This is a genomic window from Mongoliimonas terrestris (assembly GCF_001927285.1).
Lineage (GTDB): Bacteria > Pseudomonadota > Alphaproteobacteria > Rhizobiales > Pleomorphomonadaceae > Chthonobacter > Chthonobacter terrestris.
Window position 1 is genome coordinate 159,244 of record NZ_MSIG01000002.1, and the last position, 12,757, is coordinate 172,000.

Sequence of the window (12,757 nt, forward strand, 5' to 3'; positions counted from 1 at the left end):
GTCCCGTTCCGTTGCCCCGCCCGCCACTCACGGGCGCCCCAGCAAAACACCCGTATGGCTCGCGGTTTCTGCCCGGACGCGGAAGCGGCCCCTGGCCCTCGGCCTGCGGCGGCGGAATGCCGCCGGCCCCACGCGCCCGACCGGTCTTCCGAACGGGACGCGCGTTGGCGCGCCATCCCGCCCTGATACTCCAAAACAGCTCACGGCACTTGCGTGTCGACTTAAGTCAAATGCTTATACCGACCGCAAAATCGTCACAAGCGGGCCGAATGTTGCATCGCGCTTTCCACCCTTGACCGTTGCCGCAAGGGCGCAGCGCGATTTCGGCCGCAAGGCCGGTCCCGCGCCCATTCGCGCCCTTGCATGCGCTCCGGCGCCCGTGCGGGCGGTCTTGACGCCCCCGGCGAGCCGATGCGACATGAGACCATGGCACACGTCTCCAGCATCTGCGTCTTCTGCGGTTCCTCCACCGGTCGCAATCCCCTCCACCTCGCCGCCGCCGAGACCCTCGGCCGGACGATGGCCGAGGCCGGCATCCGCCTCGTCTACGGCGGCGGGTCCATCGGCCTGATGGGCGGGGTGGCGAAGGCCGTGCTCAAGCACGGCGGCGCGGTGACGGGCATCATCCCGGAGTTTCTCCTGCGCAAGGAGATCATGCTGGAGGGCGTCGACGACCTCCACATCGTCGACGACATGCACACCCGCAAGCGGATGATGTTCGAGCACTCGGACGCCTTCGTGGCGCTGCCGGGCGGCGTCGGCACGCTGGAGGAATTGGTCGAGCAGATGACCTGGGCCCAACTTGGCCGGCACAAGAAGCCGATCGTGCTCGCCAACATCGCCGGGTTCTGGGAGCCGCTGCAGGTGCTGCTCAGCCACATGGCCGACGAGGCCTTCATCCGGCCGGGCTACGAGGTGAAGTACCTGATGGCGGCGCGGGCCGAGGAGATCGTGCCGATGGTGCTCCAGGCGGCGGCCGGTCAGGCCGAGGCGGCGCTGGAGGGCGACCGGCGGAGCCTGGAGAAGATGTGAGGGGGCGCTTGGATTTGGGGGAATGCGTGGGTGGTCCGGCTGAACCGGACCATGACGGTCGGGCGGGTGGGGATCGGGTGAGCGTGTACTGCGGCCGGGCTGGGGCGCACTTTCGTTAGGAACTCAACCTCGTCATGGTCCGCTTCAGGCGGACCAGCCACGCTTTTGAGCGGCGCGACGGGGGAATGCGTGGGTGGTCCGGCTGAACCGGACCATGACGGTCGGGCGGGGGATGTGGCACCGGTCGGGTGAGTCCATGGTTGCCGTCGCCCTGCAAACCGCGCCTCGATACCCTCGACCTCGTCATCCCGACGAAAGTCGGGATCCAGCCGGCGTCATATACCGCCTCACCCGCGCAGGAGTCGCCGCCGACGGTTGGATCCCGGCGTGCGCCGGGATGACGACCGAGGGACGCGCGGTCCGGCCCGTCAGGGCGCTCTGCACACACCGTAACTCGAACCCTCCATCGTTTGTGAGTCTTGCGCGGACCATGACGGTCGGGCGGAGGATGTGGCACCGGTCGGGTGAGTCCATGGTTGCCGTCGCCCTGCAAACCGCGCCTCGATACCCTCGACCTCGTCATCCCGACGAAAGTCGGGTTCCAGCCGGCGTCATATACCGCCTCACCCGCGCAGGAGTCGCCGCCGACGGTTGGATCCCGGCGTTCGTCGGGATGACGACCGAGGGACGCGCGGTCCGGCAGCCCGCTTTCCATACACCTTAAATCCGATCCTCCATTGAAGTGGATCCGCGCGGGGCATGACGATCGGGCTGGGACGGTGTACCGGTGGTGTCCCCTGCCCTCCTCGCGCAAGGCCCCGATCATGACCTATCTGTTCGATCCGCACCCCGTCGTCAGCGTCCCGGTGGTCGGCACCGCGGCGCGGTTTCCGGTGCGCCGGGTGTTCTGCGTGGGGCGCAATTATCGCGACCACGCCCTGGAGATGGGCCACGACCCGGACCGGGAGCCGCCCTTCTTCTTCACCAAGGACGCGACCACGCTCGTCACCGACGGCGGCGCCTTTCCGCTGCCGCGCGCGACCGGGGAGGTGCATCACGAGGTGGAACTGGTGGTCGCCTTGAAGGCGGGCGGGGCGGACGTGCGGCCGGAGGAGGCGCTTTCGCTCGTCTGCGGCTACGCGGTCGGGATCGACTTCACCCGCCGGGCGCTGCAGGCGGAGGCCAAGAAGGGCGGACGGCCGTGGGACACGGCGAAATCGTTCGACGGGTCGGGACCGGTGTCGGCGATCGTGCCGGTGGAGGCCGTGGGCCATCCGGCGGCCGGGGCGATCTGGCTGGACGTGGCGGGCGCGCGCCGGCAGACGGGCGATCTTTCCCAGATGATCTGGAGCGTGCCGGAATTGATCGCCCACCTCTCGGGGTTGTTCCGGCTGGAGCCGGGCGACCTGATCTTCACCGGCACGCCCGCGGGCGTCGGGCCGGTGGCGGTGGGCGAGACGGTGACGTGCGGGGTCGAGGGCGTCGGCGCGCTGACGGTGGCGGTGGTCTGAGGGCGCCATCGGGCGCCTGTCGCCCTCACGATGGCGGCGAGCTAACGTCCGTAGCCGGGCAAAAAATTTGTTGAGGCGGCGAAGAGGCTCAGGCGGCGAAGAGGCCGGGGGATCGGAAGTGCAGGTGGGCGCGGTCGCCGAGCGCCGGCACGGTGCGGTCGTGCGGGGCGAGCGCCTCGACCTCCGCGTCGGTGCCGTCGAGCCGGACCGAGAGGCGGCGCGACGAGCCGGAACGGTGGAGCGAGGTGACGGTGCCGGAAAGCCCCTCTCCTTCGCCGGCAAGGCCCACGTGTTCGGGGCGGACATAGAGCACCGCCGGGCCATCGGACGGGCGGCGCGCGTCGGCCGGCAGCGGCACGGGCCGGCCGCCGAGGAGCGGGACGCCGTTGCGGACCTCCACGGGGATGCGGGTCGCCTCGCCGATGAAGTCGTAGACGAAGGGCGAGGCCGGCCGGTCGTAAATCTCCTCCGGCGCGCCGATCTGCTCGATCCGGCCGTTCGACATGACCACCACCCGGTCGGCGAGGTCGAGCGCCTCCTCCTGGTCGTGGGTGACGAAGAGCGTGGTGTGGCCGGTCTGGTCGTGCAGCTGGCGCAGCCAGCGGCGGAGTTCCTTGCGGACCTTGGCGTCGAGGGCGCCGAAGGGCTCGTCGAGGAGGAGCACCTGAGGCTCAATGGCAAGGGCGCGGGCGAGCGCGACCCGCTGGCGCTGGCCGCCGGAGAGCTGCGCCGGATAGCGCTTGCCGAAGCCGCCGAGGTGGACGAGGTCGAGGAGGGTCTCCACCCGGCGGGCGATGTCGGCCTCGGCGGGACGGCGGGCGCGCGGCCGGGCGCGGAGGCCGAAGGCGATGTTGTCGGCGACGGTCATGTGCCGGAAGAGCGCGTAGTGCTGGAAGACGAAGCCGACGTTGCGCTCTCTGACGGACTTCAGGCTGGCGTCGGTGCCGCCGAAGAAGACCTGCCCGCTCGAGGGGAAATCGAGCCCGGCGATGATGCGCAGGAGCGTCGTCTTGCCGGAGCCGGACGGGCCGAGGAGCGCGACCAGCTCGCCGGACGCGACGGCAAGATCGACGCCGTGAAGGGCGGCGGTGTCGCCGAAGGCCTTGGTGATCTGGCGGATGTCGAGGTCCATGAAGGGCTCCGAGAGGGCGGGTCGGGCGCGGGCGCCGGGGTTTCGGGCCTGCTGCGGCGCACAGCACGCTGTCGATGCAGGCGAGCGGAGCCGGCGCGGGCAGCGAGTGTAGGGGAAAGGCCTTGAGATGGAAGGACGGCCGGACGCCGGATCGGGATGGGCGGCGCAATGCGACGGTTTGTTTTCGCGGCGACGTGAGAAAATCGTTCCGCCGGGCAGAGACGATCGCCATCCTCAGCGTCCGGGTGGGTGACATGGGGCGCGTGGGTCCGGAGGGACGGCTTTGACGTGGGATGCGGGCTATCGGTCGGTCGAGGATGTGCTGGCGGCGATCCGGGCGGCGGGTCGGTCCGTGGCGGCGGGCGGGCCGGCCGGCGGTGGCGGTGCGGCCGCGTCGGTCGCGGCGACCGAGATGGTCGCGGCGACCGACACGGTCGCGGGGGCGGATCTGCCGTCGGAGGATGTGGCGCGGGTGGCGGGATGGGCGTTGACGGCGCTGTCCACCGTGGGCGCCGGGCCGGACGCGCCGCTGCCGCTGGACCCGCCGCCGCGGCGGGTGCGGATCGGCGATGCGCTCGGGGACGGCTGCGATGCGGTGGCCGAGCCGGAGGCGGTGGAGGCGGCGTTCGGGTCGGTGGCGGCGGTGATGCCGGTGGGGCCTTACGAGGCCGTGCGGCGGCGCGGCGAGGATGCGCGGGCAGGCGACGTGCTGGTGCGGGCCGGGTCGGTTCTGACCGGGCTGCGGCGGGCGGCGCTGGCGGCGGGGGTGAGCGCGGTTGCGGGCTTGGGCGAGGTGGTGGCGGGGAATGCGGCGGGCGGCGGTTTGGTGCGCGGGTCGGACCTTGCGCCGCCGGATCCGGCCGTGCTGGCGGCGGCGCGGGATCTCCTGGGCGGCGCGGGGGTTCGGGTGGTGGTGTCGGCGGATCCGATGGCGGATGCGCGGGCGCTCGCGGCGGCCGGCGCGACGGTGGCGGCGGCACGGATCGCCATGCGGCCGGGCAGCGAGACGGCGCTGGTGATCGCGGCCGGCGAACCGGTGCTGGTGGTGCCGGCGCTCCTCGACGCGGTGGCGGCCGTGCGCATCGGTCTTCTGGACGCGCTCGGCGAAACCGGGCAGGAGGAAGCGCCGGGAGCCCTCACCGGCCGCGTGACGTCGCAGGTCGGCATGACGGATCTCGTGCTGGTGGCGCGCGCGGGCGAGGACTGGACGCCGCTGGCGACCGGCACGTGGCCGCTTCGCGCGGTGCTGACGGCGGACGGCTGCCTGGTGCTGCCGCCGTCGAGCGAGGGGCTGGCTGCCGGCACGACGGTGCGGCCGCGGAGCCTTGAGGGTGAGACCTGGTGACCGACAGGGACCGGATGACCGAGACGACAGGCAAGACGGCGCACGACATCGCACCGGGCGGAAGGGCGCCGGACGGATCGGCGCGGGCGGGTCAGCAGGCGGACGGGCCGGCGAAGGCCGGCGGGACGCGAGCCGTCGGGGCGCCGGACGGGCCGGCGGCTGGGGGCGTTGGGCTGGCGCAGGATCAGTTCCTGTCGGTGGTGTCGCGCGACGAGGCGGCGGCGCGGTTCCGGGCGGCGCTTCGGCCGCGGCCAGTGGGCACCGAGATGGTGGCTCTCGCCGACAGCCTCGGCCGGGTGCTGGCGGCGGACGTGGCGGCGCCGGTGGATGCGCCGCCGTTCGACCGCGCCGTGGTGGACGGCTTCGCGGTGCGGGCGGCGGACCTGACGGGCGCCAGCGAGGCGGCGCCGGTGCGGCTGCGGCTGACGGGCGAGACGATCGCCTGCGGGGTTTCGCCGACGCGGCCGGTGGCGACCGGCATGGCGGCGACGATCGCCACCGGCGGGCCGATCCCGCGCGGGGCGGACGCGGTGGTGATGATCGAATGGACGGAGCCGGACCCGATCGAGGCCGGCGTGGTGCGCGTGGGACGGCCGGTGCTGCCGGGGCAGAACGTGTCGTTCGCCGGCAGCGACATTGCGCGCGGCGAGATCCTGATCCGCCGGGGCAGCCTGATCGGGGCGCGCGAGATCGGCATGCTGGCGACGGTGGGGCTCGCGTCCGTGCCGGTGGTGCGGCGGCCGGTGGTGGCGGTGCTCTCCACCGGCGACGAGCTGGTGGCGCCCGGAGAGGCGCTGCGGCCGGCGGCCGTCTACGACGCCAACGGGCCGATGGTGGCGGCGGCCGTGGCGGAGAACGGATGCGTGCCGCTTCTCCTCGGCGCCATTCCGGACGACGCGGCGGCGCTGCGCGCGGCGATCGACGACGCGTTCGAAAGGGCCGACGCGGTGATCCTCTCCGGCGGGACATCCAAGGGCGCGGGGGACCTCACCTACCGGCTGGTGGCGGGCCTCGGGGAGCCCGGGATCGTGGTGCACGGGGTGGCGCTGAAGCCCGGCAAGCCGCTGCTTCTCGCCGTCGCGGACGGCAAGCCGGTGGTGGTGCTGCCGGGCTTTCCGACCTCGGCCATGTTCACCTTCCACGACCTGGTGGCGCCGGTGCTGCGCCTGATGGCCGGGCTGCCGGAGCGGGCGGAGACGACCGTGACGGCGACCCTGCCGGCGCGGGTGCCGTCGGACCTCGGGCGGACCGAGTTCGTGATGGTGTCGCTGATCGCGCGCGGCGGCGAACGGCTCGCCTACCCGCTCGGCAAGGGCTCCGGCGCGGTGACGGCCTTCGGGCGGGCGGACGGGTTCTTCTCCATCGACGCGCTGGCGGACCACGCGCTGGCCGGCGCGACCGTGGCGGTGACGCTGCTGTCGGGGTCGGCGGAGGCGCCGGATCTGGCCATCGTGGGGAGCCATTGCGTGGGGCTCGACGCGGTGACGGGCGTGCTCGCCGACGGCGGCTGGACGAGCCGGGTGGTACCGGTCGGCAGCCTCGGCGGGCTGGCGGCGCTGAAGCGGGGCGAGTGCGACCTCGCCCCCATCCACCTGATCCATCCGGAGACGGGCCGCTACAACGTGAACCACCTGGATCCGGACATGACGCTGATCCCCGGCTGGCTGCGCCGGCAGGGCATCGTGTTCCGCGCCGACGACGGGCGGTTCGCCGGGCGCGACCTCGACCAGGTGCTGGCGCTGGTGGCAACAGTGCCGGACCTTCTGATGGTGAACCGCAACGCCGGGTCCGGCACGCGGCTGCTGATGGACCGGCTCCTGAAGGGGCTTCGGCCCGCGGGTTACTGGAACCAGCCGAAATCGCACAACGCGGTGGGCGCGGCGGTGGCGCAGGGCCGGGCGGACTGGGGGCTCGCCATCGAGCCGGTGGCGCGGGACAACGGGCTCGGCTTCCTGGCGGTCGGGCCGGAGCACTACGACTTCGCGGCGCGGACGGCGGACCTGGATCGGCCGGCGATGGCGGCGTTCCGGGCGGCGCTCGACGATCCGGCGGTGGCCGAACGGCTCGCCGCGCTCGGGTTCACGCGGGCGAACGGCAACGGCGTCAGCGGTTGAGAAGCACCTGTCCGGCTTCGGACACGTCGTAGCCGCCGAACTCCTCCGCCCGGGCGGCGAAGCGCGGCTGGCGCATGAAGGCGAAGAGCGCCTGCGGGCCGGGCTCGAAATAGCTGCGGCGTTTGAGGACGAGGTCGAACCGCTCCCAGACGAGGGGCAGGAAGTCGAGCCCGTGGGCGTCGGCGACGCTGCGCGGGGCGATGCCGCAGTCGGCCCGGCCAGCTCTCACCGCGTGGGCGAGTTCGGAGCCGGTGGCGGCCGGCGGGCCGGCGACGGCGATGACGTCCGCATCCCGCCCGGCGCGCTTCAGCATGGCCTCCAGGAGGAGTTGCGCGCCGGCGCCGGGCTGGCGGACCGCGAAGCGGAGGTCGCGGTCGAGCGCCTCCACGATGCTCTCCACGCCCTTCGGATTGCCGGCCGGCACCACGAGCCCCTGCTCCCGGCGGGCGAAGCCGATCACGACGGCGTCGCTGAGCGCCGGCTCGGCCGAGACGAGCGCCGCGTTGGGCGAGACGGTTTCGTCGGCGGCGTGGAAGTGGATGGCGGCGATCTGGGCGTCGCCCGCCGTCAGCCGCTCCAGGCCGCGGGCGCTGCCTTCCGCCAGGATGGCAAGGCCACAGCCGGATTCGCGCACGGACCATTCCAGGAGAAGGTCGTGGCTGCCCGCCACGATGGGCGGCGGCTGGGCCGCCGTGAAGCCCGCGGGCGTGACCATGCCGGCGTTGAGCCAACTGTCCAGGGCCGAACGAGGGAACAGCCACTTGCCCGTGACCTTGGTGCACGGAATGGCGCCTTCGGCCACCAGTTCGTAGAGCTTGCGCTCCTTGATCCTCAGGTAGTCGGCGGTCTCTGCGGTGGTGAAGTAGACATCCTGGAGCATGCGGCAGGAACCATCAGTGGCGTCTGGACGGAAGCAGGCGGCGGGGCCTCCGCCTGATCGAATCACCGTCGAAGCGAACCGGGGGACCATCAGTTTCGGGCAAAGTTCCCATCAGGAGAATGCGATAAATTTCCATCATGCAAGCAGTTTCCACTACCTGCGCGCTTATGGACTCTGCTCCCGGCGGTCGGCGCGTGGTGTCAGGGCGCCACGGGTCTGACGCGGGGAAAGCGGGCCCGGGCCTCCAGGTCGTCAAGGTCCATGTGATTGCGGATGTAGGCGCGGCTGGCGTCCTGCGGCGGCTGGTAGTCCCATGGCGCAAGGGTGCCGATGGTGAGCGCGCCGACCACCAGATGGCGGCGGCGCTGGCTCTCGCGGACGGCGGCGTCGAGGGCCTGAAGGTCCCAGCGGGCGGCCACCTCGGCACGGAAGGCCGCGACGGTCTCCGCGTGGGCGGGATCGGCGGCCAGGTTGGTGCGCTCCAGGGGATCGGCGGCGAGGTCGTAGAGCTGGTCCGGGTCGGCGGGGCTGTGGACGAACTTCCATCGATCGCGACGGATCATCAGAAGCGGCGCGACGGCGCCCTCGGCGAGATATTCGCCGATCACCTCGTCGTGGCCGCCGCGTCCCTCGCAATGAGGCAGGAGGCTGCGGCCCTCCACCGGCGTGGCGAAGGGCATACCCTCGCCGCCGGTGGCGAGGTCGACGAGGGTCGGCAGCATGTCGACCAGGGAGACGGCGGCGGGAACGCGCGCCGGCGCGAAGGCGCCGGGGGCGTGGACCACGAGCGGCACCCGGCAGGCGCCCTCGAAATAGCTCATCTTGTACCAGAGGCCGCGCTCGCCCAGCATCTCGCCGTGGTCGGAGGTGATCATGGTGACGGTCTTGTCGGCAAGGCCGGTGGCCCTGAGGGCCCCCATGATGCGGCCGACGTTGTCGTCCACGTAGGTGATGGCGCCATAGTAGGCGCGGCGGGCGGCGCGCACCTGTGCTTCGGTCACCTCCACGGCGTCCATGTCGCAGACCGCCCAGAGCCGCTTCTCGTGCGGCGTCATGGCGGCGCGGTCGAGCGGCACCTTCGGCAGGTCGATGGCGTCGTTTGGATAAAGGGTCCAGTACTTTTCCGGGATGGCGAACGGGTCGTGCGGGTGGGTGAGCGAGACCACGAGGCAGAAGGGGCGCGGATCGGTGCCGCGCACCTGGTCGTAGATCGCCCGCTCGGCGGCGAAGACGACCTCGTCGTCGAAATCCATCTGGTTGGTGCGCACGCACATGCCGGCGTCGGTGACCGAACTCATGTTGTGGTACCAGCTCGGCCGGTCGTGCGGGCGGTCCCAGTCAGGCGTCCAGCCGAAGTCGGCGGGGTAGATGTCGGTGGTCAGACGCTCCTCGAAGCCGTGCAGCTGATCCGGCCCGCAGAAATGCATTTTGCCAGACAAGATCGTGCGGTAGCCGGCGCGGCGCAGGTAGTGCGCGAAGGTCGGGATGTCCGAGCGGAACTCCGAGGCGTTGTCGTAGGCGCCGGTCTTCGACGGCAGCCGGCCGGACATGAAGACCGCCCGCGACGGCGAGCAGAGCGGGCTGTTGCAGTAGGCCGCGTCGAACACCACGCCCTCGGCGGCAAGGCGCGACATCACCGGCGCCTGCACCAGTGGGTGGCCGTGGAAGGGCAGCACCGCGGGCGCCATCTGGTCGGCCATCACGATGACGATGTTCATGCCGCGGGTGGTCATGCGGGCGGGTCTCCGGTGGGTCAGGGCGCCGGCTGCGCGATCCGTAGCGAATCGGTGAAGGCTCCGGCTGCGCAGTCTTGTGGGATGATGCGTGTGCATGTGAGACGGGCTAATCTGGCCCGTAAAGCGGTCCCGTTCTCATGGACCCATGCGTGGAACTCATGCGACTGTCGCTCCTAAGATCACGCCTCAACGAGATCGCCGTGTTTGAATGCGCGGCCCGGGCGGGCAGTTTCAGCGCGGCCGGGCGGGAGCTCGGCATGACCCAGTCGGCCGTCAGCCACCATATCGCCGCGCTGGAGGCGGACATGGGCGTGCGCCTGTTCGACCGGATCTGGCGCGGCGTGGTTCTGACGGACGCCGGGACGCAGCTGTTCGGCAGCGCGCGGCTGGGGCTGGACACGCTCGCCAAGGGGATGGACGACGCCCGCGCCGCCGGCCGGCGGGCGCAGCTGACGATCCTGACCGACTTCGCCTTCGCGGCCTTCTGGCTGATCCCGCGCCTCGCGGATCTGAGACACGTGGTGGGCGGCGCCGACGTGCAGGTGGTGACCACCCAGGAGGCCCACTTTCCGGCCGGCGGGGTGGTGCATGTGGCCGTCCTCTTCGGCACGCAGGCGCCGGAGGGCTGGACGTCGGTCCGGCTCGTGGACGAGTGGGTGGCGCCGATCGCCAGCCCCGCGCTCGCCGCCGAGATCGGGACGGGCGGTGCCGCCGCGTTCGCGGACGCGCCGCTTCTCCACCTGGAATCGGAGCGGGCGGACGCGTGGCTGACCTGGCGCAGCTATCTGGAGCGACTGGACGCGCCGACGGTTCGCCGGGCGGCGGACTTCACCTTCAACAACTATCCGCTGCTGGTGCAGGCGGCGATCGGCGGACAGGGCGTCGCGCTCGGCTGGCGGTCGCTTTCCGACGACCTCGTCCGGCGGGGGCTGGTGACGCCGGTCGGCCCGGCCGTGCATGTGCCGGAGCGCGGCTACGACATGATGGTGCCGGACCGGTCGCCGCATCCCGTTCCGGTGGCGGCGTTGCAGGCCTGGATGATCGAGGCCTTCACGGAGCCGGCGCGCGCGGGGGCCGCGGCGGACGGGTGAGCATCACGCACCGGGACCGAACTTATCGCAGCCGACGGGGTTGGACGCCAGACGGGACACTGCCGACCACGGGAGGACCGCACGATGACCCTCACTCCGTTCCTCGCCATGGCGGGGCTGACGCTGGCCATGGCGGCGGCGGCCGCCCATGCCGATCCGCTGGGCGATCTTACGTGGGACAAGCGCGTGCTGGTGGTGCTGACAGCCGGGACCGGCGAGGCGCTGGACCAGCAGGCGGCGCTCTTCAAGGATGCGGAGAACGGCTTTTTCGAGCGCGACATGGTGGTGTTCGCGGTCGTCGGCGCCAGCCGCATCCGGCCGCTGTTCGGGCCTGCCCCGAAGGTGGACCCGGCCGCCGTGCGCGCCCGCCTCGGCGTGCCGCCCGATGCGCCGTTCGAGGCGGTGCTGATCGGCAAGGACGGCGGGGTGAAGTGGCGCGCCGAGGCGCCCGTGGCGCCGGCGGCGGTGTTCGGCGTGATCGACGCCATGCCGATGCGCCAGAACGAGATGCGGCGGGACGAAAGCCGCCGTGGACAAGGGTCCGCGGGCGGAACCGGCACGCCCTGACGCGGCCGGATCCGCCTGGACGCGGACGGCGCGGTTGTGGAAGGCAGGCGGTTTCGGTCCGTGCGCCACACGAACGATCCGGTGCTGGGGTACAAGGTTCAACAGGGCCTTGAGTCGCGAAGGGGAATTGCCGCATGCGAACGGTCACGCTCAACGACGGCACGGTGGTGCCGGCGATCGGCCAGGGAACCTGGATGATGGGCGACGCGCGCAACCGCGCCCGCGAAGTGGCGGCGCTGCGGGCCGGGCTGGACCTCGGGATGACGCTCGTCGACACCGCGGAGATGTACGGCGACGGCGACGCGGAGGACCTGGTGGGCGAGGCCATTCAGGGGCGGCGCGACGGCGTGTTCCTCACCTCCAAGGTGCTGCCGTCGAACGCCGACCGGCGCGGCGTGGCGCGGGCCTGCGAGCGCAGCCTCAAGCGGCTGAAGACGGACCGGCTGGATCTCTACCTCCTGCACTGGCGGGGCGGCACGCCGCTTGCCGAGACGGTGGAGGCGTTCGAGGCGCTGATCCGCGACGGCAAGATCCGCCGCTGGGGCGTCTCCAATTTCGATGTCGCCGACATGGAGGAGCTGGAGGCGCTGCAGCCGACGGTGCCGCCGGCCACCAACCAGGTGCTCTACAATCCCGACAACCGCGGCGTGGAGTTCGACCTGATCAGTTGGCAGCGGGCGCGCGGCATGCCGGTGACGGCCTATTCGCCGGTCGGCCAGGGCGGCAAGCTCCTGTTGTCCCGCGCACTCTCCGCGGTTGCGGCCCGGCACGCGGTGTCGGCGGCGCAGATCGCCATCGCCTGGGCGATCCGCCATGGCGACGTGATCGCCATCCCGAAGGCCAGCACCCTCCCCCACGTGCGGCAGAACGCGGAGGCGTCCGACATCGCGCTGACGCCGGAGGACCTCGCCGAGATCGACGCCGCCCACCCGCCGCCGCGCCGCAAGCGGCCGCTGGAGATGCTGTAGAGATCGGGCGCTCGGGGGTGCCTTATGGGACGGCGGACGGAGATCGACGCGGCGCTGGGGCGGCTCGCCCCCAAGGTGCCGGCGTTCGAGCGCGGCGTGATCGTGGACCACGCCATGGACAGCCGGGGCCTGAAGCCCGCCTCGGCGGAGACGGCCGCCTGGCTGTCGCTCGTCGCCTATGTGCGGCACACCTTCACCGATTATGACGACCTGCTCGACGAAGGGTTCGACCGGGAGAGCGCCCGGCACTTCGTGGCGGACGCCATGGACGCGGTGCTTAGCGACTGGGGCGTTCGGCGGAGCGTGGCGGACGGGGTGGACGCGGATCCGGACGACGACGAAGAGGATGCCGAGGACGAAGACCGGGCGTGAGGGCGGGTG

At 72.0% G+C, this 12,757-nt stretch carries 11 protein-coding genes; 8 read left to right on the forward strand and 3 right to left on the reverse strand.

Annotated features, from left to right (window positions below; genetic code table 11):
* Positions 1-426 precede the first annotated feature (426 nt).
* Complete coding sequence (locus tag BUQ68_RS03180) at positions 427-1,032, forward strand: LOG family protein (RefSeq protein ID WP_075214493.1); 606 nt, start codon at positions 427-429, stop codon at positions 1,030-1,032.
* An 824-nt stretch (positions 1,033-1,856) separates the two neighbouring features.
* Complete coding sequence (locus tag BUQ68_RS03185; RefSeq protein WP_075214494.1) at positions 1,857-2,543, forward strand: fumarylacetoacetate hydrolase family protein; 687 nt, start codon at positions 1,857-1,859, stop codon at positions 2,541-2,543.
* An 88-nt stretch (positions 2,544-2,631) separates the two neighbouring features.
* Here the strand turns inward: BUQ68_RS03185 and BUQ68_RS03190 are convergent, their stop codons facing one another.
* Complete coding sequence (locus BUQ68_RS03190) at positions 2,632-3,675, reverse strand: sulfate/molybdate ABC transporter ATP-binding protein (RefSeq protein ID WP_075214495.1); 1,044 nt, start codon at positions 3,673-3,675, stop codon at positions 2,632-2,634.
* A gap of 283 nt (positions 3,676-3,958) precedes the next feature.
* Between BUQ68_RS03190 and BUQ68_RS03195 the strand changes: the two genes are divergently transcribed.
* Positions 3,959-5,020: a molybdopterin-binding domain-containing protein gene (locus BUQ68_RS03195; protein ID WP_075214496.1), complete on the forward strand. Its 1,062-nt coding sequence runs from the start codon at positions 3,959-3,961 to the stop codon at positions 5,018-5,020.
* A 14-nt stretch (positions 5,021-5,034) separates the two neighbouring features.
* On the forward strand, positions 5,035-7,134 hold the full coding sequence (locus BUQ68_RS03200) for a molybdopterin biosynthesis protein (protein ID WP_083656213.1): 2,100 nt from the start codon (positions 5,035-5,037) through the stop codon (positions 7,132-7,134).
* Here BUQ68_RS03200 and BUQ68_RS03205 read toward each other — a convergent pair.
* Both BUQ68_RS03205 and betC read right to left on the reverse strand, forming a co-directional pair.
* A complete protein-coding gene (locus BUQ68_RS03205) occupies positions 7,124-8,014 on the reverse strand; it encodes a helix-turn-helix transcriptional regulator (RefSeq protein ID WP_075214497.1) in 891 nt (296 codons plus the stop codon). The genes BUQ68_RS03200 and BUQ68_RS03205 overlap by 11 nt on opposite strands.
* A gap of 200 nt (positions 8,015-8,214) precedes the next feature.
* Complete coding sequence (betC, locus tag BUQ68_RS03210) at positions 8,215-9,747, reverse strand: choline-sulfatase (protein WP_075214498.1); 1,533 nt, start codon at positions 9,745-9,747, stop codon at positions 8,215-8,217.
* Between the two features lie 161 nt (positions 9,748-9,908).
* Here betC and BUQ68_RS03215 point away from each other — a divergent pair, with 161 nt between their 5' ends.
* From BUQ68_RS03215 to BUQ68_RS03230, 4 genes are all read left to right on the forward strand, one after another.
* Positions 9,909-10,841 carry a LysR family transcriptional regulator gene (locus tag BUQ68_RS03215; protein WP_075214499.1) on the forward strand — a complete coding sequence of 311 codons (933 nt, stop codon included), beginning with the start codon at positions 9,909-9,911 and terminating at the stop codon, positions 10,839-10,841.
* An 84-nt stretch (positions 10,842-10,925) separates the two neighbouring features.
* On the forward strand, positions 10,926-11,408 hold the full coding sequence (locus BUQ68_RS03220; protein ID WP_083656216.1) for a DUF4174 domain-containing protein: 483 nt from the start codon (positions 10,926-10,928) through the stop codon (positions 11,406-11,408).
* Between the two features lie 134 nt (positions 11,409-11,542).
* Entirely contained in the window at positions 11,543-12,376 is an 834-nt protein-coding gene (locus tag BUQ68_RS03225; protein WP_075214500.1) for an aldo/keto reductase, read from the forward strand.
* A 24-nt stretch (positions 12,377-12,400) separates the two neighbouring features.
* On the forward strand, positions 12,401-12,748 hold the full coding sequence (locus BUQ68_RS03230; RefSeq protein ID WP_075214501.1) for a DUF2293 domain-containing protein: 348 nt from the start codon (positions 12,401-12,403) through the stop codon (positions 12,746-12,748).
* Positions 12,749-12,757 lie beyond the last annotated feature (9 nt).

Bases quoted from the DNA above. Each gene is read 5' to 3' on its own strand.
- BUQ68_RS03180 (WP_075214493.1), top strand. From the start codon at position 427: ATGGCACACGTCTCCAGCATCTGCGTCTTCTGCGGTTCCTCCACCGGT.
- BUQ68_RS03185 (WP_075214494.1), top strand. From the start codon at position 1,857: ATGACCTATCTGTTCGATCCGCACCCCGTCGTCAGCGTCCCGGTGGTC.
- BUQ68_RS03190 (WP_075214495.1), bottom strand. From the start codon at position 3,675: ATGGACCTCGACATCCGCCAGATCACCAAGGCCTTCGGCGACACCGCC.
- BUQ68_RS03200 (WP_083656213.1), top strand. From the start codon at position 5,035: ATGACCGAGACGACAGGCAAGACGGCGCACGACATCGCACCGGGCGGA.
- BUQ68_RS03205 (WP_075214497.1), bottom strand. From the start codon at position 8,014: ATGCTCCAGGATGTCTACTTCACCACCGCAGAGACCGCCGACTACCTG.
- betC (WP_075214498.1), bottom strand. From the start codon at position 9,747: ATGACCACCCGCGGCATGAACATCGTCATCGTGATGGCCGACCAGATG.
- BUQ68_RS03215 (WP_075214499.1), top strand. From the start codon at position 9,909: ATGCGACTGTCGCTCCTAAGATCACGCCTCAACGAGATCGCCGTGTTT.
- BUQ68_RS03220 (WP_083656216.1), top strand. From the start codon at position 10,926: ATGACCCTCACTCCGTTCCTCGCCATGGCGGGGCTGACGCTGGCCATG.
- BUQ68_RS03225 (WP_075214500.1), top strand. From the start codon at position 11,543: ATGCGAACGGTCACGCTCAACGACGGCACGGTGGTGCCGGCGATCGGC.
- BUQ68_RS03230 (WP_075214501.1), top strand. From the start codon at position 12,401: ATGGGACGGCGGACGGAGATCGACGCGGCGCTGGGGCGGCTCGCCCCC.